We start from the raw sequence: 19,347 nt of genomic DNA on the forward strand, positions 1-19,347 counted from the left end.
ATTCTAGGGAGCTTATCAATCTTTAACTTCTGGTACTTAGGACTATTAGAGTCTTCAAAATTCAATTGGCGTAAAGGGATGTTTCTAGAGACAAAGATTAAAAGTGTATAAAGTTCTTTTTGTAGATATTGAATATATAGTACTAAATAAGATATAATGGAGTTCACAATGACCACCCTTTCTTTATTAATTGTGAGCTGGGAACTTCAATTATATCAAGAAATGGGGGGGCATTGTTTTTTTATACAAAAAAACTTTGAAACCTTTAAAATATAATGATTAGTTAGTAAAAAAAGAGTGTCAAACTTGACACTACGAATAATTATTTGGAGGTGTAAAAATGAAAAAGAAATTCTTTTTATTCATATTAATTACAGTATTACTAGGTAATATCACCCTTAGTGCAGCTGCTAATGATTTATTTCAGGTGAAAGGGTATATAAGGAATTTTAACATAATAAAAAATGAAGAGCTATTAGATTGCCATGACTCTCCTATTATATTTAATAATCGTATGTATCTTCCATTACGAAGTATAGCAGAAGTATTAGATTATAAGGTCCATTGGCATGAGGATACAGAAACAGTAATATTGAAACAATATGATCTTCTTGAAAAGCTGGCAGCTGCTGACCCATTTGCAGGTGAGTATTTTATTTATGGAGAGCTGCGTCAAATTGATTTTGATAATCAAACAGTAGAGATAGAACAACATTTGGATCATCATAGTAGGGAGGTTTATGGTGCTTTGCCCTTAGAAAAGGGTGCCATTATTCTACTGCAAAGGAATAATCATTATATGAAAATAGACTACAATGATTTAAAAGTAGGTGATGTAGTTGGCATTATCGTAACAAGCACCAATGAAATCAGAGGTATGCTTGTAGACAGTTAAAAAAATCTACAAGTAACAAACACTATTTTTCTTTGTTTTAAAGAGATAAATTTAGGTGAAGATTTGGTATTACGCTTAATCTTCACCTAAATTATTATATACTGATGCTTCCTTCAATATATATATCTTATATACTATTTCATTTTATAAGCACTACTGATGTATCGTCTTTTTATCTTGCTTTATATCCTACTTATGATAGTAATGCTTTTTTCAAAAAGATCCCTGTATGAGAATCCTTTACTTGGATTATTTCTTCCGGTGTTCCTTCGGCTACAATTAGACCTCCACCGTTGCCACCTTCGGGACCAAGATCTATAATATAGTCTGCTGTTTTGATTACATCTAAATTATGCTCTATTACTAAAACAGAGTTCCCCGTCCCCACTAATCTTTGCAATACACCTATAAGACGGTGAATATCTGCTATATGAAGGCCGGTTGTAGGCTCATCTAAAATATAGAGGGTTTTTCCTGTACTTCTTTTACTAAGTTCAGAGGCTAGTTTAATTCTTTGTGCTTCTCCACCAGATAATTGTGTTGAAGGCTGTCCTAGCTTTATATAGCCTAATCCCACATCAAAAAGTGTCTGCAGCTTATTATGGATTTTAGGAATGTTTTCAAAAAAGCTTAAAGCTTCTTCAACGTTCATTTCTAGAATATCAGAAATAGTTTTACCTTTATATTTTACCTCTAAGGTTTCTCGATTGTAGCGTCTCCCTTTACAAACTTCACATGGTACATACACGTCCGGTAGAAAATGCATTTCGATTTTAATAATGCCGTCTCCGTTGCAGGCTTCACATCGTCCTCCTTTTACATTAAAGCTAAACCTGCCCTTCAGATATCCTCTCATTTTTGCATAAGGGGTTTGGGCAAATACATCCCTAATATGATCAAATACCCCTGTGTAAGTGGCAGGATTAGATCTCGGTGTTCTTCCAATGGGTGATTGATCAATCTCTATTACTTTATCAATGTGAGCTAGTCCTTCTACTGCTTCATGGGCTCCAGGTTTGCTCTTAGCTCTATTTAGCTCCTGTGCTATCTTTTTATAGAGTATTTCGTTTACTAATGTACTTTTTCCAGAACCTGAAACACCAGTAACACAGGTAAAAACTCCTAAAGGAATATTTACATCAATGCTTCTTAAGTTGTTTTCTCTAGCTCCCTTTACCGTTATCCATTTGCCATTTGGCTTGCGTCTTTCCATCGGTATTTCTATTCTTGTTTTGCCGCTCAAATATTGTCCTGTAATAGAAGCTTCACAGTTCTTAATGTCCTCTATACTTCCCTCTGCTACCACATAGCCTCCGTGAATACCCGCACCTGGACCAATATCTATAATATGATCAGCAGCATACATTGTGTCTTCGTCATGTTCTACTACAAGTACTGTGTTTCCTATATCAGTTAGATTTCTTAGGGTTTTCAATAATTTATCATTATCTTTTTGATGCAAGCCTATGCTGGGTTCATCTAAAATGTATAGTACCCCTACTAAGCTGGAGCCTATTTGAGTTGCTAATCGAATCCTTTGAGATTCTCCCCCAGATAAAGTTCCTGCATTTCTTGATAAAGTCAGATATTGAAGCCCTACATCCTGTAAAAAGTTTAATCGCTCTTTTATTTCCTTTAAAACCTGTTTTCCAATAAAGGCTTTTCTCTCATCCAATAATAGATTATCAAAAAATTCCTTTGCATCTTTTATTGACATTTCTGTAACCTCATGGATGTTTTTGTCTCCAACTGTTACTCCTAATGCTATCTCTTTAAGTCTTGCTCCCTTACAACTGCCGCAAGGCAGCTCAGTCATATATTCTTCAATTTTGTCCCTCATATAATCAGAGTTAGTTTCCTTATATCTTCTTTCAAGGTTTTTAATGACCCCCTCAAAATAAGAGGAATAGGTGCGAAATCCCCCATACTTTGATTCATATTGGAAGGTAACCTTTTTGTCACCGGTGCCATATAGTAGGTCCTGTATAAAATCCTCTGTCATCTCCTTCATCGGAGTATCAACATCGTAACCATATTGCTGAGCTAAGCTATCCAGCATCTTAAAGTAGTAGGTGTTTTCTCCATTAGCATTTGTACTGCCCCATGGATCAATAGCACCTTGCCGTATGGTTAAATTTCTATTTGGTATGACTAAATCAGGGTCCACCACCTTCATGTGGCCAATACCATTGCATTCGTTGCATGCACCAAAGGGGCTGTTAAAGGAAAACATTCGAGGAGCCAGTTCCTCTAAACCAATACCATGATGTGGGCAGGCAAATTTAGTAGAGAAAAGATGCTCCTCTCCATCAATTACATCAATAATCACCAATCCATCCGTTAGCTTTAAAACTGTCTCTATGGAATCAGCAATTCTTTTGTCAGCATCTTCTCTAATAACAATTCTGTCTACTACTACCTCCATGCTATGCTTTTTATTTTTCTCTAATTTGATATCTTCATAGATGTCCCTTACTTCTCCATTGATTCTAACTCGTACAAAGCCTTCTTTTTTTATTTCTTCTAATAGTTTTTGATGCTCTCCTTTTTTCCCTCGAATAACAGGTGCTAGAATCTGCAGCTTGGTTCCTTCTCCCAACGCCATAATATTATCTACAATTTGCTCCACTGTCATTTGACTGATTTCGATGCCGCATACAGGACAGTGGGGGATTCCCACTCTTGCAAATAGCAATCTCAAATAATCATAAATCTCTGTTACAGTTCCTACAGTAGAACGTGGATTTTTACTAGTAGTTTTTTGATCGATGGAGATAGCAGGTGAAAGCCCCTCAATATATTCTACATCGGGTTTTTCCATTTGCCCTAAAAACTGTCTTGCATATGCCGATAAGCTTTCTATATAACGCCTTTGTCCTTCTGCATAAATGGTATCAAAAGCTAGGGAGGTTTTTCCTGATCCAGATAGTCCTGTTAAAACTACAAATTTATCTCTAGGTATTTCTATATTAATATTTTTTAGATTATGCTCCTTTGCACCCCTAATAATAATTTTATCTTTTGCCACAATTACACCTCATTCTTTTCCTTTAGAGTATTTCTTAATCTCCTATTATATTTGTTGTTTTCTTAATATTTGTATTTCGTCCCGCAGTTTAGCCGCTTTTTCAAATTCTAAAGCTTCTGCTGCCTCTAGCATTTCAATCTCTAATGCTTTAATAATTGTTTCCAGCTGCTCCTTAGAATATTTCCCCTCTTGAGTTTGATCAGCGTGATATTTTACTTCTTCTTCTGCTACCTTTGTTGCTTCTATCACATTGTATACCCTTTTTTGTATAGAGGCAGGGGTGATATTATTTTTTCTGTTATAATCAAATTGAATTTGACGTCTTCTTTCTGTTTCTTCAATAGCTGTTTGCATAGACTTGGTTATTTTATCAGCATACATAATTACTTTACCTTCTAGATTTCTTGCAGCTCTACCAATGGTCTGTATCATAGAGGTTTCTGATCTTAAAAACCCTTCTTTGTCGGCATCCAAAATCGCAACCAAACTAACCTCTGGTAAATCTAGTCCTTCCCTCAAAAGGTTAATACCCACTAATACATCAAATTCACCTAAACGGAGATCCCTAATAATCTCCATTCTTTCCATTGTTTTAATATCAGAATGAAGATATCTTACTTTAATATCTACTTCTTTTAAATAGTTGGTTAAGTCCTCTGACATTTTTTTGGTTAGTGTGGTAATCAACACCCTTTGGTTTTTTTCTACCCGTTGATTAATCTCCCCTACTAAATCATCAATCTGTCCTTTTATAGGACGAATCTCTACAATAGGGTCCAGTAATCCAGTAGGCCGTATTATTTGTTCTACCACTTGATTACTTTTCTCTAGTTCATACGGGCCTGGTGTGGCAGTAACATATAGTATTTGGTTCACCAAACCTTCAAATTCTTGAAAATTCAAAGGTCTATTATCGTAAGCAGAGGGAAGACGAAATCCATGATTCACCAAGGATTCTTTTCTAGAACGGTCTCCCCCATACATTCCACGGGCCTGCGGAATCGTAACATGGGATTCATCAACAATAATTAAATAGTCCTCTGGAAAATAATCTAATAAGGTATGGGGCCTGCTGCCAGGTTTTCTTCCAGTTAAATGCCTAGAGTAATTCTCAATTCCTTGGCAAAAACCTACCTCCCTCAGCATTTCTATGTCATACATGGTTCTTTGCTGTATTCTTTGGGCCTCCAATAATTTATCTGTATCCTTGAAGTATTTCACCTGTTCTTCTAATTCTTGCTCAATATTATGAATAGCACTCTCTACTTTTTCAGCACTGGTGGCATAATGAGAAGCTGGGAAGATAGAGATGTGCCCTCTTGCTCCTATAACTTCTCCAGTAAGGACATTTATCTCTGTAATGCGGTCAATTTCATCCCCAAAAAATTCTACCCTTACAGCATTTTCCGATGAGGAGGCAGGAAATATCTCCACCACATCTCCTCTTACCCTAAAGGTGCCACGAATAAAGTTAATATCATTTCTTTCATATTGAATATCCACCAGTTGTCTCAACACTTGATCCCTGTCTTTGTGCATGCCTGTCCTTAAGGAAACCACCAGCCTTTTATATTCCTCTGGGTCCCCTAATCCATAGATACAAGAAACACTGGCTACAATGATAACGTCCCTTCTTTCTAAAAGAGCAGCAGTAGCGGAGTGCCTTAGCTTGTCAATTTCATCATTGATAGAAGCATCCTTTTCAATATAAGTATCCGAATGGGCAACATAAGCCTCTGGTTGATAGTAATCATAGTAGCTAACAAAATACTCTACTGCATTATTAGGAAAAAACTCTTTAAACTCACTGCATAGCTGAGCTGCAAGAGTCTTGTTATGAGCCATCACCAGGGTAGGTTTTTGAACCTTTTCAACAACATTTGCCATAGTAAAGGTTTTACCTGATCCCGTAACCCCTAAAAGGGTTTGATGCTTCAAACCATCTAGAACACCTTTACTAAGAGTTTTAATTGCCTGTGGCTGATCTCCCGTGGGCTTATATTCTGAGCTTATTTTAAACTTCTCCATCGTACATCATCTCACTTTTATGCTTATTATTTATAACCTTCATGAAGGAAACCACATGGTTTTCCCCCTCGCAATAATAAGAGTATCATATTTACCATATTATTGTTAACTAGAAATATGTACCTGCCGCTACCTAGAACAACTGTTCGATAGCATTATTATAACGCTGTATTTTTTCCCTGTCAATAATTACCCCAAATAAATCTTAATAAACCTGATTGATTTGTTTCTAATGGATACCTAATAGAAAAACCCTCAGTACCTGAGGGTTTAGACTGTTGAAAAACCTCCATCTTCTTCGTTGCTTCAAAAGCCCAGCACCTTTACGTATTACGTATACGCTGCAGTCGCTGGGTTTTATTGCGCCTTGAATCTGAAGATTTTTGAACAGTCTGGAGGTTGTTGACTTTTTCAACAACCTCCAGACTGCTAATTATTCCCTTGTATTACCTTTTCATTAATTACCTCTATTGCTTTTTTCAGCTGTATATCTTGATCTGCTTCCAAATTGATTTCATTCCTTAGTTCTTCTGGCAATTCTACTATAATATCTGGATCAATACCGGTTCCATGAATATTGCTGCCACTTGGGGTGAAGTATTGTGAAACAGTGTATTTAAATCCTGTTCCATCGTTTAATGGTTTTACTTGTTGTACTAAACCTTTTCCAAAGGTAGTAGTCCCAATAATGGTGCCTCTATTGCCGTCTTGAATAGCTCCTGCTAATATCTCTGATGCACTGGCGCTTCCTTTATTTACTAGCACTACAATCGGTAAATCAATTTGTTTTTTATTAGATTTTTCTACTTCTCTAGCTCCATGACGATCCTCTGTATATACAATTACCTGTTCTGGCAATATCATATCTGCAATCTCTAAGCATTGAGTTAACAACCCACCTGGATTATTTCTTAGATCAATGATTAGTCCTTGAATATTTTGGTTTTGTAAATCATTCATATGGATCTCAAAATCATTATATGTTTGTTCATCAAACATAGATATCCTTACATAGCCTATATGGTTTTCTAATACCTCAGACCTCACCGTCTGCAAACGAATGACTTCCCTTTCTATAGATACATCAAAGGGCTCTGTTGTTCCTTCCCTCCATATAGACAAAACTACCTCTGTGCCTGGCTCTCCCCGCATCATATCTGCAGCAAGCTCCAGTTGTTCTCCAGAAACCGCTTTGCCATCCACCGCTAAAACCTTATCTCCGGTTGCAATTCCTGCTCTTTCCCCTGGAGTATCTTCAATAGGTGAAACCACCGTTACCAGGCCATCCTCCCCAGGTGTGATAATAACACCAATTCCCCCATAAGTACCTTGAGTTCTAGTCATAAGTTCAGTGAATTCATTTTCTGTCATATAGCTGGTATAAGGATCCTCCACACCCTGAAACATTCCTTTTATAGCTGATTCCATTAGTTTTTCTTCATCTAGTTCTTTATAATAATTCTTTATAAGAAAATCCTTTAAAGTAAAGAGCTTACCATATTCATCTCCCAGAGTTTGATAATACTGGTAAGTATCCTTAGAAATAATAACCTTTTGTCCTAGTACTAATGCAATGGAATTTCCTAATGTTAAATTTAATACTGTTGTCAATAGGATGAGAATAATTGCACCTATAACAGCCTTTTTTTTACTAATCATATATTTCTCCCCTCTTATCATTCTAGACCTATCATTTTACTATTTTATTATTTATATTGTTTCATTATACATTAAGTTGCTAATTTTTCAAAATCTCATGGTACTCCAGCATTGAAAAACCATTATCTTCTTTATTTTAAAAACCCAGCACCCTAACGTATCTTTAGAATACGCTGTGGTTACTGGGTTCTTATAGCCTTGCATTGACAACTTCTTTATTATTAGCTCAAATGTTATTAACTATTTTAACCTTATTGTCCTCTTACCCATGGAATCGGGTCTTGGAATTTACCGTCTTTTCTTACTTCAAAGTGTACATGAGGTCCTGTAGACATCCCTGTACTTCCCACTTCAGCAATTTTTTGTCCTCTTGCCACCTGTTGTCCCACGGATACTGAAAGTCTAGAGTTGTGGGCATATAATGTCATGATTCCTCCACCATGATCAATAATGATGGTTCTGCCATAGGAGCCTAATGTACCGGCAGATACTACCTTTCCTTGTGCTGCTGCCACAACAGTCACACCTGAAGGAGCTGGAATATCTATACCAGAGTGAAACCTTTGGGTTCTTAATATAGGATGTATTCTGTTCCCATATGGTGAAGATATTCTACTATACCCAGGAACAGGCCATGACATTTTTCCTCCAATATATTCCCCACTAGACTGTAATTTTCTTAGTTGATCTTCTAAAGCCCTTGCTTCTCTCTCTATTTGATCCAGCTGCTTAGCTAATTCTACTCTATCCTGTTGCAGTTCTTCTCTTAATCGTTGCTGTTGTCCTCTAGAAACGACTAGCTGCTGTTGTTTGTTCTCGGCACTATTTCTTAAGGTAAGCAATTGATTTCTTTGATTTTCTAGTTGTGCTTTTTTATCCTCTATTAAAGCTTTTTGCTCCTCTAAGTGCTTTAATAGCTCAACGTCATGATCTACAATTCGTTTTACCATATCTAAGTTTGTTAGTAGATCTGTAAAATCTCGAGAGTTTAGCAGTACCTCCGCATAGCCAACAGTACCATTTTTATACATTACTCTAAGTCGATCGCCTAGCAAGTCTTGCTTACTATCAATATAGTCTTCTGCAGCTATTAATTCCTCTGTTGTATCTGAAATTTGCTTTTCTGTAGTTCTTATATTGTTACGAATTTGTGCGATTTCGTTTTCAGTCTTTTCTATTTGTGCTTCTAACTCCTGTAATTGCTGAGTAATACTTTTTTGTTGATTCTCATTTTGTTTTAATTCATTATTTACTTGACGTTGCTGAGTATTAAGGTTGTTTAACTGGTTGTTGATTTTACTGGCTTCATTAGCAAAAACCGTCAAGGTTGATATTGAAAGTAATGCAATGATGAAAAAACTGATCATATGTTTCTTACTTAGCACTGTTGGTCCCCCCTCTTTTCCTTTAAACTCTCAGATGTTTCCTTAAGGAAACAATACTTCCTAATGCACCTACACCTGCACCTAAAACAGTGAATACCGGTATGGTTTTACTCATCATTTCCTCCACTGAAACCACATAAACACTAAGCATTACATAAAATCTTGTTGTCAGCAGGTCAAAAGTGTATTGATAACCATAATGAACAAATATCAATGCTATAACTGCTCCGATCAATCCTAGTACCATGCCTTCAATAAAGAATGGCCAACGTATGAACCAGTTGGTAGCTCCAACATATTTCATGATATTGATTTCTTGCTTTCTAGCATTCAGTGTCAATTTGATTGTATTTGCAATAATGAACATAGCAACTAAAATAAGAATTAAAATCAGGCCTAACCCGATAGCTCTAATAAAGTTTGCAATTCTCAACATATTATCTACAATATCTTTGTGATATTTTACCTCTTCAATTCCTGCAAAATTATTTAGTTCTTTTACAACATCATCGGAGACTTCAATGTTTTCTACATGGATAACATAAGAGTTTGGTAAGGTGTTATCCTCTAAAACATCTAGTAAATGTCCCTGTTCGCCCCACTGTTCCTTCATTTTGTTTAAAGCATCTTCCTTTGACTCATATTCTACATACTGCACACCAGGTATAGCTGTAATATCTTGCCCTAAAGTAGAAATTTCTTCTACTGTTAATTCATCCTCAAGATAAACCTGTATTGTGTCAAATTGCATTTGTGCTATATAGGATAGGTTGTTGATATTTAATACAATGGTAATAATTACACCTAAAACTGCTAAAGAAGCAGCTACTGAGCTAATGGAGGCAATACTCATTCCTCTATTCCTCCATATGCCTATAAATCCTTGCTTTATCATATAGTTAATAGTTCTAATCTTCATAGCCGTATGCCCCCTTATGCTGGTCTCGTACGATTCTGCCTTTTTCTAGCGCGATTACTCGTTGCTGCATCGTATCCACTATATCTTTAGCATGGGTGGCCATTACAACTGTTGTACCTCTTCTATTTATTTGTTTTAGTACCTTCATTATTTCCCAAGCAGTCTCTGGATCTAGATTTCCTGTAGGCTCGTCCGCTATTAAGATAGACGGATTGTTAACAATCGCCCTTGCAATAGATACCCTTTGTCTTTCTCCGCCAGATAGCTCATGGGGGTATTGCTTTGCTTTGTCGCTTAGTCCTACCATACCTAGTACCATTGGTACCTGTCGGCGAATTTCCCTAGAAGAGGCTTCTATTACCTCCATAGCAAAGGCTATATTTTCATACACAGTTTTATTAGGTAATAGTCTAAAATCTTGGAAAACAACACTAATATTTCTTCTTAAATAAGGGGTCTTTCTTCTTGATATCTTCGTTATATCTTGATGTTCTACAAATATATTGCCTTCTGTCGGTTCTTCTTCCTTTAATAATAATTTGATAAAGGTAGATTTTCCAGCTCCACTAGGACCAACTAGGAAGATAAAGTCCCCTTTATTTATTTCTAAATTAATATTAATTAATGCTTGGTTTGTTTTGTTATAGGTTTTACTTACATTTTTAAATTGTATCAAAAATCATCAACTCCCAGCTAACATTATATATATTCGACATAAACCTTATAACTCCTTCTAAAATCAACAGTAAACCTTAGTAATAATTTCCTAATTTTCAGGATATTTTTTTCTTATTCCCAATAATTCTTCTATTTTCTATTTCATTATAACAGTACTGCTTTTATTATAACAATACTTTACAAGAAAATTCAATTGAATTGATTTCCAATCCTATGCTACAATTGTTTTATAAATGAACAAATGATTGGAGGAAATATCACTTGAAGAAAACCCTTAGAAAAGAACTTTTAACAAAACGTGGATTTTTAACTCAAGAAGAAATAGCATCTAAGAGCACTATTATTCTTGACCAACTAAAGTCTAACCCTATTTATATACAATCAAAGAATGTTATGATTTTCCTTTCCTTTACAAATGAAGTGTCCACTGACCTTTTGGTCAAAGATTTATTCCAAAAAGGGAAACGTGTTTTTATCCCTTTAACGGTTCCCGCCACAAGAGAACTTATTGTATCAGAGCTATTAGACCTTAATAAGGATTTACATATAGGGAATTTTGGTGTGTTGGAGCCAAAAAAAGAGGCCGTAAGACCACTACCGCCTGAAGCTTTAGATTTAGTTATTGTTCCTGGAGTTGGCTTTGACACAAAGGGATGGCGTATAGGCTATGGGGGAGGTTATTATGACAGGTTTTTGCCTAAGCTTCCACCAGCTACCCCCACCGTTGCTTTAGCCTTTGAAGTGCAGCTTGTAGAGGAAATTCCTACCGCCTCCTATGACTTTCCTATTCAATACATCATTACAGAAGAAAGATTTATTGATTGTATGAAGAATAGGTAATAGGAAGAAGGATAAATCCTCATTTTTTCTTGATATCATACTTATCCATGCGATACAGCAGGGTATGTCTTGTCATGCCCAGTAATTGAGCTGCCCTTGTCTGGTTATAATCTGTTCTCTCTAACGCTTGAAGAATTAGTCTTTTCTCAAGAACCTCAATATCTATACCCTCCTCTGGCAAAGTAAAAGGATCTTTTCTTTCTTCTTCATTGACAATTTCGAAGGGGAGGCTTTTTTTTCTGATAATATGATCATCTGCTAATAAAATCATTCTTTCAATAACATTTTCAAGCTCACGAATATTCCCTCTCCAATGATAGTTTATCATTTTTTCTCTAGCCGCTTCATCAAGTGTCATGTTCTTTCTTCCTATTTTTTTCCCAAACTCCGCTAAAAAATAGTTTAACAATAGGGGAATATCTTCTTTTCTTTCTCTTAGGGGCGGGATTAAAATAGGTATAACATTTAACCGGTAATAAAGATCCTCTCTAAAGCTTCCTTCCTTCACCATTTTAAACAAATCTCGGTTGGTTGCGGCAATCACTCTAACATCCACCTTTATTTTTTCATTTCCACCAACCCTTTCAAACTCCATTTCCTGTAAAACTCTTAGTAGCTTTACCTGCATAGATAAATCCAATTCTCCAATCTCATCTAGAAAAATAGTACCGCTGTGGGCCTTTTGAAACTTTCCTATTTTTCTTTGAATAGCCCCTGTAAAGGCACCTTTTTCGTGTCCAAACAGCTCACTTTCCATTAAGTTTTCAGGAATAGCTCCACAGTTTACTTTAATATAAGGCTTTTTATTTCTATCGCTGCTATAATGTATAGTATTGGCAATCACCTCTTTGCCAGTACCACTTTCTCCTAGAATCAATACAGTTGCCGGTGTCTTTGCTACCTTCTCCACTATTCCCAAAATTCTTTGTATTCCAGGACTATTACCTATAATGGTTTTGCCAGTATTCTTTTCCAATTCTTCTCTTAAATAGTTAACTTCCTTTCGTAATTCTCCCACCTGTAAAGCTTTATCTATAACTATTTTTAGTTCTTCTATATCGAATGGTTTAGAGATATAGTCTAGGGCGCCTAGTTTCATGGCCTCTACAGCTGACTCTGTAGTTCCATGGGCAGTAATCATGATAATAGGAGTTTCCTCCTTTAATTCTTTTATTTTTGCTAATGCCTCTAATCCATCCATCCCTGGCATCTTGAGATCCATTAATATCATATCAGGTTCTTCCTGCTGAAAAATTTCTATAGCTTCTAACCCATTGGTGCCTTCATAAATCTTATAATTTTCTTTTGCTAAAGCCCTTTTTATAGCCCAGCGCATATTTTTTTCATCATCTACTACTAATATTTTCTTCATACCGTATCTCCTTCCTCCTCCAACAGGGGTAAATGAATGCTTACCTCTGTCCCTTCTCCCACCTGACTTTTCACCTGAATATGCCCTTGGTGTTCTTCAATAATTCTGTGGGTTATTGAAAGGCCTAAACCTGTTCCAGATTCTTTTGTTGTAAAAAAGGGGTTAAATATCTTATCTAATAATTCCTTAGGAATCCCTTCTCCTTCATCCTTAAAAGTGACTATTGCCCCTTCATCAGGATTCTTATGAAGGGTAATTTTCAAGCCTCCCCCATTGGCCATGGCTTGAATACCATTTAGTATGATATTCATAAAGGCTTGCTTTAATTTATCAGTGTCTCCTTCTATTTTACAGGAGTCCTCAGCCATGAAATCAATGGCCACGCCTTTTTGTTGGCCAAATTTTTTTGTTATTATTAATAGCTCACTTAATAAAATCTCCAACTGAAATGCTTCCACCTTTATCTTATTGGGTCTTGAATAATCTAATAATCCTTTTATGACTCTATTGGCTCTATCAATCTCGTGCTCTATGATAATTAACCCTTCTCTAAATTCCTCTTGGACATCCTGTATCAAAGTTTGGCTGATGGTTTTAATGATTCCTAGAGGATTTCGAATTTCATGAGCTATTCCTGAAGCCAATTCACCTATGGCTGCTAATCGTTCTCCTCTTCGCACTTGAATTTCTAATGTTTTTATCATGGTAACATCATCTATTACTACTACAGTTCCCTCAGGTTTGTGAAGGATGTTTGATAGAGGGTAGATGGACACCTGAATATGCATGGATTTACCATTCTCCATGGTGTAGTCTATCTCTTTTCTTATCTTTTGTTTGTTGCCAGTTAATACCTGCTTTACTTCCTTTATTAATAGCTCTTTGTCAAAAAAGAGCTGCAAATCTTTATCATCCCCAAACATAGTACTTGCCTGCCTATTTTTTGATGTCACCTCGCCTTCACAATTAATGGCTACAACACCACTGGCAATGCTGTCTAATATATTATGGGTATAGTTTTCAAGATCTGCCAGCTTAACAATTTGCTGTTCTAACAATTGCTTTCTTTTATAATCCTGCTCCACTAAATAACCTGTGATGAGACCAATCACCATAAACATCACTATCTCTAGAAATTGATTGATTACTTCTAGATTTATTTCACCAAAATAAATAATTAAATGGGGAGCATACAGGACTACCGACAGTATAGAAACAATAAATGCTCCTTTAAGTCGGAATTGAAAGGCTGCCAAAATAATCGGTAAATAATATAGTCTTCTTAAGAAATCGTGTATTACCCATTGATGTGTTGGTAAAAGATAATGAAATCCAGTAATAATCACAATGAGTAAAGCTATTAAGCTTTTAGATTTATTTTCTTGCTTCATTTTATCCCCTTTCTTCCTTTGTATCACCACAATATGGACAATACCTCCAATTGGTATAGATCATTTTTTGACAATCATTGCAAGGTGCCTTCAACATTTCTTTACAGCTGGGACATTTCGTCTGAGCTGGATCTATTTTTTCATTACATTGACTACAATGAATAGTTTCTGATTGTTTTGTTTTAGTATTCTCTATACTACTCAATAATAGAATATAGACTATTATCGATAAACCAATACATGCTAAAATAGGCATACTTCTCATCCTTTCTATCAAAACAAGAGGTTCTATGTTTTTATTGTGTCATATGATACAGTCAGTGTGTTATTCCATACTTATATTCTTACATATATCTTCATTTTTATCTATTGATTAATATTATTGCAATTATGATGCCAATTCTATTTGTTTTGAAAAATATGGAGCATTACATGAAAGCTTATAATCAGTAAACCTATATTTTAGCAGTATAGATATTAAAAAAATAAAAATACTATCACTAGAGTACTTTCATAAAAATGATATTGAGAATTTTTTATTGTTGTTCATTAATTATTTATTTTGGGAGGTGAAAATATTGATGGAAGCTGGTGTTAGGAATAATTTAGAAGGAGAAATTGAAAACATTAAACAAGATGGTCTTATGGCACAAATCACCATGTGAGTGGGTGGCTGAGGTGACAAAGCGCCTCGCATTACGTCCGTGATGACGAAAGATAGCTTGCTTGATGCTGGTTTTAAAGAAGGCGATAAGGTAGACGCTTTGGTGAAAGCTATTAATGTTGTTATGCTAAAACATTAAAGTAAATACCATCCTCTCATTGTAAATGAAGGGATGGTATTTTTATCATAGGTCATATTATGCTTTTTTCAAACTTGGTTCAATATTAACCTTCTTTAGTCTTAATGAATTATACACTACATTTAAGGAGCTGATAGCCATGGCGGCTGCACCAATCATAGGATGAAGCAAACCAAACATTGCTACAGGTATAGCTACAGCATTATAGAACCAAGCCCAAAAATAGTTTTCTTTAATCTTTCTAAAGATGGCTCTAGATAGTTTGATGGCAGACACTATTCCCGTTAACTCTCCTCTTACCAATGTAACATCAGCAGCCTCTATGGCAATATCTGTTCCTGTTCCAATGGCAATCCCTACGTTAGATTGCTTCAATGCAGGGGCATCATTAATGCCATCTCCTACCATTGCCACTGTTTCATATTTCTCTTGCAGCCTTACAACTTCTTCTACCTTCCCATCAGGTAGAACCTCTGCGATAACATGAGTAATGCCCACTGATTTACCGATGGCTGCTGCAGTTCTACTATTATCTCCTGTAATCATGGCTGTTTTAATCCCCATACTTTCTAATTCTGCTATAGCTTGAGCCGAATCTTCCTTTATGGGATCTGCTACCGCTACTATTCCTAATAATTGATTTCCTTTTGCAAGCAGCATAGCAGTTTTTGCTTCTTCTTCTAAGCGAATTAGTTCTTCTTCATAGGCTTCATAGGCAATTTTGTTTTCCTTCATTAGCTTCCTATTTCCTACAAATATTTCTTGTCCATCGATCCTCCCCACTACGCCCATACCAACAATTGCACTAAAATCAATTACTTCTCCCAGTTTGATTTTTTGAATTTTTGCCTTCTCTACAATAGCATGGGCTAGAGGATGCTCAGAACCATTTTCTATGGTGCCTGCGTAGTAAAGGAATTCTTCTTCCTCAACACCTTCTACTGTAACCAAATCAGTTACTTCTGGTTTACCTTTTGTGATGGTACCAGTTTTGTCAAAGGCAATTGCTTTTACTTCCTTAAAAGTTTGGATTGCTTCACCATTTCGAATCAAGATACCCTTCTCTGCACCTATGCCACTACCCACCATTAATGCTGTGGGGGTTCCTAATCCTAGTGCACAAGGACAGGAGATAACCAAAACAGCTGTTGCTGTAATAAAGGCTAGTGTAAGAGGTGTAAGATCAGGATTCACCCATGGTAAATAATTTGCACCCCATTGTATAATGCTCAAATGAAACTCTGAAAATACATTGAAGGAAATAAAGGTGCCAATTGTAATAATAATAATTGCTGGAACAAAATATCCGGTAATACGATCGGCAAATTCTTGTATCGGCACTTTCGACCCTTGGCACTCCTCTACCATTTTTATCACTTGAGATAGGAAGGTATCCTTGCCTATTTTCGTTACCTCTACCTTTAACAATCCTTGTTTATTTAATGTAGCTCCAATGACTTCATGACCCTTTTCCCTTTTTACAGGCATAGATTCTCCTGTGGCCATAGATTCATCCACTAAGCTGTTTCCATCAACCACAACACCATCGGTAGGAATCTTTTCTCCTGGACGCACCACCATGATATCTCCTACCTGTAAGTCTTTAACAGGTATCTCCATTTCTTCTCCATCAACAATAATCTTTGCTGTTTTTGCTCCCATCTGCAGCAGCTTCTTAATAGCCTGAGAAGCTCTACCCTTCGCACGAACTTCTAGATATTTACCAATCAGATGAAATGACATAATGGTTGTAGCCATTTCTATAAAGGTTTGTATTGGAAAGAAAAATCCCATCAAACCAATAACATATGGTGGTAAAGAACCTAGGGTTACCAAGACATCCATATTAGGACTTTTATTTTTTAATGCTTTAAAGCTTGCCTTATGGACATGTAGACCTGTACCAAATATTATTGGGAATCCCAAGGCAGCTACTATAGGTAAATATCCTGGAATAGGAGTGATAAACATATGAATCATCATGAGAAGCATAATGGCACTAGATAAAGCAATTGAAATTTTCATGGTTTTTTCAGTCTTCTTGATTTTAATTTCATCTTCATCTACATCATCATCTTTATCTTCTTCTAGATCCAATTCATATCCTAAGGCAGTAACTTTTTTCTGCATATCTATCAGCCTAACTTTTTTTGGATCATATTCAATGGTTGCCTTCTCTACCGCAAAATTTACATTTGCTGATAGGATTCCTTCCATTTTGTTTAAAGCTTTTTCTACTTTATTTGAACAAGCTGTACAGGTCATTCCTTTAATTTTCAAGGTAACCTTCTCTATATTTTTTTCCTCATCTACTATTGCCTTATAACCAGCATCCTCTACTGCTTTTAAAATAACCTTTACTTCAATCTTATTACTATCATACTCTACCTGTCCCTTTTCGGTAGCTATATTCACACTTGCCTTAAGAATACCATCTAAAGAATTTAATTTTTTTTCTACGATATTAGAGCAGCTACTGCAGGACATTCCTTCGATCTTAAACCCTATTTTTTCGACATTGTTGCTTTGTGCCATCTTTAAAACTCCCTTCTATTTAAATTTTTATTTTTTCACTTTGATTTCCATGATCTTGGTGACAACAACCTTTATTTTCACTACTTCTATTATGCTGGTCCTCATGACTACGGCCGCCTCCGCAGCAACCACCTCTTCTAAACATAAAAAATATCCATACACCTACTAAAGCTACAATAATCAAATCATTCATGTATATATACCCTCCTTAGCTGCTTTTATTAATATAGTTTGTAATTCTTTTAAAATAATAATTGCAAATTCTTGTTCTCATAGTTCTATACTTATCTTCTCATCATTCTTAAAAAATATAACTAATATACCATACCCCTCTTATGTATAATATACCCCTAAGGGGTATATGTGTCAACTGTTTTTTTTATTTTTTTTATCTTAGACCTAATTATTTTTTAATGTATACCACAACAAAACCTTTGCAATGTTGAAAAAAAATCCGTAACAGTACGGATTCTCTTCATCTAATTACTCCTTTGCAGGTGATTACAAAGGAATCCTCTATATTTTTTATTATCTCAAGAAATAGACTGCAATTAGCACTAATATCAATATGCTTCCAATTGTTAAAATAAGTCCTGATGAATTATTGGTGTCCTCTTGATGATGAACCTTCTGCCTTCTATGACTGTGCCCTCCTCCACAGCATCCCATCCTACATTCCTCCTTTTCTTAATCATTATATGCCTTTATCATTATGTGCTTAGATTCTGGTTTGCTTTTCTTGAATAGATATCCTAAACTTCCACTTGTTATGATACATCCAATAAATAGACCTATAATTCTAATGGAGGTATCATAGAAAAATCCTTCTGGAACCATCTGTATTAATATTTCCGTCTGTGGATCTAAAATCCATAAATCATTATCAAAGAATATTAAATGAAAATAGGTGAAATACTTGTTAAAATCCATATATAGCAGTAGTAAAAAAGCCCCTAGTAGCATGAGATTACCTATCGCTGCATAAAACAATGTCTTAGCTAAATTGATTTTCCAATGAGGATCCTTCATAATCATCCCAAAAAACAATATCGTCAAAGCTGCTAAACCACTATTTCTTAGAAGTCTTCCTTTTATAAACAAATCTTTTACATCTATCATATGAAGCCTTTCTCTTTCACCAAAAACTTCTCTTTCCTCTGCATGAACCACTGCAACAGTATCTAAAGTATCCTTTTGGTCCTTTAAATAGGATAATAAGTCCTCCATGACGTACTCAAGATTATTTGCATCCATCCCAGTAGCTGTAGTTATACCATATTTCTCAAAGGAATTTGCGTAATGATTTCTGTTGAAGGCTATATACTCAACACTAGATAACAATAAGACAATAGTAAATAATATACCGAAAATACTGTAAAAATATTTATGCTTCATCAGCCTTTTTTCACTCCTTCTTCCCCTTAAACATAAATAGCATCATACCTACATGCATTAAAGGACAGATTAAAAATATAGCATAAGGCGCCAGCCTTCCTACAGGTCCTAATTCAATCCCCAGCCTTGGTAGTAATAAAATCCCCATCATAGGAATTAAGCACATCAATAGCATAAACATTCCATGATTTTTCCCTTTATGATTCATTATGTCTCCTCCATTCAAAATTGTTTTTATTGGCATTTAACTTTTTTCTTTCTCTTTTAAATATAAGCAATTTTCTTGCCAACATTAATTGCTCTCCTTAATTTTATTTTTGTAACCTCTATTGATTTTCTACCTTTGCATAACTAACACCTAATTTTTATATCTTTCTCACTATTATTCCTCTAATATTTCCTAGGTCAAAATTGATAAC

Annotated in this window: 16 protein-coding genes; 2 read left to right on the plus strand and 14 right to left on the minus strand. The window is 35.5% G+C overall.

Features of this window, described 5'->3' with window-relative positions; genetic code table 11:
• Positions 1–340: 340 nt before the first annotated feature.
• Complete coding sequence (locus BMX10_RS05955) at positions 341–895, plus strand: stalk domain-containing protein (protein WP_090440879.1); 555 nt, start codon at positions 341–343, stop codon at positions 893–895.
• A 193-nt stretch (positions 896–1,088) separates the two neighbouring features.
• Here the strand turns inward: BMX10_RS05955 and uvrA are convergent, their stop codons facing one another.
• The 6 genes from uvrA to ftsE form a co-directional block, all read right to left on the minus strand.
• On the minus strand, positions 1,089–3,923 hold the full coding sequence (gene uvrA, locus BMX10_RS05960; protein WP_090440882.1) for an excinuclease ABC subunit UvrA: 2,835 nt from the start codon (positions 3,921–3,923) through the stop codon (positions 1,089–1,091).
• A 45-nt stretch (positions 3,924–3,968) separates the two neighbouring features.
• Positions 3,969–5,951 carry an excinuclease ABC subunit UvrB gene (gene uvrB, locus BMX10_RS05965; RefSeq protein ID WP_090440885.1) on the minus strand — a complete coding sequence of 661 codons (1,983 nt, stop codon included), beginning with the start codon at positions 5,949–5,951 and terminating at the stop codon, positions 3,969–3,971.
• A 429-nt stretch (positions 5,952–6,380) separates the two neighbouring features.
• Complete coding sequence (locus BMX10_RS05970) at positions 6,381–7,610, minus strand: S41 family peptidase (protein WP_090440888.1); 1,230 nt, start codon at positions 7,608–7,610, stop codon at positions 6,381–6,383.
• A 251-nt stretch (positions 7,611–7,861) separates the two neighbouring features.
• A complete protein-coding gene (locus BMX10_RS18430; RefSeq protein ID WP_280140745.1) occupies positions 7,862–8,995 on the minus strand; it encodes a murein hydrolase activator EnvC family protein in 1,134 nt (377 codons plus the stop codon).
• 22 nt (positions 8,996–9,017) lie between these two features.
• On the minus strand, positions 9,018–9,914 hold the full coding sequence (ftsX, locus tag BMX10_RS05980; protein ID WP_090440891.1) for a permease-like cell division protein FtsX: 897 nt from the start codon (positions 9,912–9,914) through the stop codon (positions 9,018–9,020).
• Positions 9,904–10,590 (minus strand): cell division ATP-binding protein FtsE, encoded by a 687-nt coding sequence (gene ftsE / locus BMX10_RS05985; protein WP_090440893.1) that lies wholly within the window; start codon positions 10,588–10,590, stop codon positions 9,904–9,906. The genes ftsX and ftsE overlap by 11 nt, the downstream gene beginning before the upstream one ends.
• A 263-nt stretch (positions 10,591–10,853) precedes the next feature.
• Here ftsE and BMX10_RS05990 point away from each other — a divergent pair, with 263 nt between their 5' ends.
• A complete protein-coding gene (locus tag BMX10_RS05990) occupies positions 10,854–11,432 on the plus strand; it encodes a 5-formyltetrahydrofolate cyclo-ligase (RefSeq protein ID WP_090440896.1) in 579 nt (192 codons plus the stop codon).
• Between the two features lie 19 nt (positions 11,433–11,451).
• Here BMX10_RS05990 and BMX10_RS05995 read toward each other — a convergent pair whose 3' ends face one another.
• From BMX10_RS05995 to BMX10_RS06025, 8 genes are all read right to left on the minus strand, one after another.
• On the minus strand, positions 11,452–12,804 hold the full coding sequence (locus BMX10_RS05995) for a sigma-54-dependent transcriptional regulator (protein ID WP_090440899.1): 1,353 nt from the start codon (positions 12,802–12,804) through the stop codon (positions 11,452–11,454).
• The gene (locus BMX10_RS06000; protein ID WP_090440902.1) at positions 12,801–14,195 is read right to left on the minus strand and encodes a two-component system sensor histidine kinase NtrB; all 1,395 of its coding nucleotides are present in this window, start codon (positions 14,193–14,195) and stop codon (positions 12,801–12,803) included. Before BMX10_RS06000 ends, BMX10_RS05995 begins: the two co-directional genes overlap by 4 nt.
• Before the next feature lies 1 nt (position 14,196).
• Positions 14,197–14,451 carry a zinc ribbon domain-containing protein gene (locus tag BMX10_RS06005; protein ID WP_170834710.1) on the minus strand — a complete coding sequence of 85 codons (255 nt, stop codon included), beginning with the start codon at positions 14,449–14,451 and terminating at the stop codon, positions 14,197–14,199.
• 604 nt (positions 14,452–15,055) lie between these two features.
• Positions 15,056–17,533, minus strand: a complete 2,478-nt coding sequence (locus tag BMX10_RS06015; RefSeq protein WP_090440911.1) for a heavy metal translocating P-type ATPase — start codon at positions 17,531–17,533, stop codon at positions 15,056–15,058.
• 19 nt (positions 17,534–17,552) lie between these two features.
• The gene (locus BMX10_RS17960; RefSeq protein WP_170834711.1) at positions 17,553–17,726 is read right to left on the minus strand and encodes a hypothetical protein; all 174 of its coding nucleotides are present in this window, start codon (positions 17,724–17,726) and stop codon (positions 17,553–17,555) included.
• A 335-nt stretch (positions 17,727–18,061) separates the two neighbouring features.
• Entirely contained in the window at positions 18,062–18,202 is a 141-nt protein-coding gene (locus BMX10_RS17965; protein WP_170834712.1) for a hypothetical protein, read from the minus strand.
• A gap of 18 nt (positions 18,203–18,220) precedes the next feature.
• Positions 18,221–18,928, minus strand: coding sequence for a TIGR01906 family membrane protein (locus BMX10_RS06020; RefSeq protein WP_090440914.1), 708 nt, complete (start codon positions 18,926–18,928; stop codon positions 18,221–18,223).
• Positions 18,929–18,938: 10 nt separating this feature from the next.
• Positions 18,939–19,136 carry a DUF2933 domain-containing protein gene (locus BMX10_RS06025; RefSeq protein ID WP_090440917.1) on the minus strand — a complete coding sequence of 66 codons (198 nt, stop codon included), beginning with the start codon at positions 19,134–19,136 and terminating at the stop codon, positions 18,939–18,941.
• Between the last annotated feature and the right edge of the window lie 211 nt (positions 19,137–19,347).

It is taken from the genome of Natronincola peptidivorans (genome assembly GCF_900111615.1).
Lineage (GTDB): Bacteria > Bacillota > Clostridia > Peptostreptococcales > Natronincolaceae > Natronincola_A > Natronincola_A peptidivorans.

Bases quoted from the DNA above. Each gene is read 5' to 3' on its own strand.
- BMX10_RS05955 (WP_090440879.1), top strand. From the start codon at position 341: ATGAAAAAGAAATTCTTTTTATTCATATTAATTACAGTATTACTAGGT.
- uvrB (WP_090440885.1), bottom strand. From the start codon at position 5,951: ATGGAGAAGTTTAAAATAAGCTCAGAATATAAGCCCACGGGAGATCAG.
- BMX10_RS05970 (WP_090440888.1), bottom strand. From the start codon at position 7,610: ATGATTAGTAAAAAAAAGGCTGTTATAGGTGCAATTATTCTCATCCTA.
- ftsX (WP_090440891.1), bottom strand. From the start codon at position 9,914: ATGAAGATTAGAACTATTAACTATATGATAAAGCAAGGATTTATAGGC.
- BMX10_RS05995 (WP_090440899.1), bottom strand. From the start codon at position 12,804: ATGAAGAAAATATTAGTAGTAGATGATGAAAAAAATATGCGCTGGGCT.
- BMX10_RS06000 (WP_090440902.1), bottom strand. From the start codon at position 14,195: ATGAAGCAAGAAAATAAATCTAAAAGCTTAATAGCTTTACTCATTGTG.
- BMX10_RS06005 (WP_170834710.1), bottom strand. From the start codon at position 14,451: ATGCCTATTTTAGCATGTATTGGTTTATCGATAATAGTCTATATTCTA.
- BMX10_RS06015 (WP_090440911.1), bottom strand. From the start codon at position 17,533: ATGGCACAAAGCAACAATGTCGAAAAAATAGGGTTTAAGATCGAAGGA.
- BMX10_RS17960 (WP_170834711.1), bottom strand. From the start codon at position 17,726: ATGAATGATTTGATTATTGTAGCTTTAGTAGGTGTATGGATATTTTTT.
- BMX10_RS17965 (WP_170834712.1), bottom strand. From the start codon at position 18,202: ATGGGATGCTGTGGAGGAGGGCACAGTCATAGAAGGCAGAAGGTTCAT.
- BMX10_RS06020 (WP_090440914.1), bottom strand. From the start codon at position 18,928: ATGAAGCATAAATATTTTTACAGTATTTTCGGTATATTATTTACTATT.
- BMX10_RS06025 (WP_090440917.1), bottom strand. From the start codon at position 19,136: ATGAATCATAAAGGGAAAAATCATGGAATGTTTATGCTATTGATGTGC.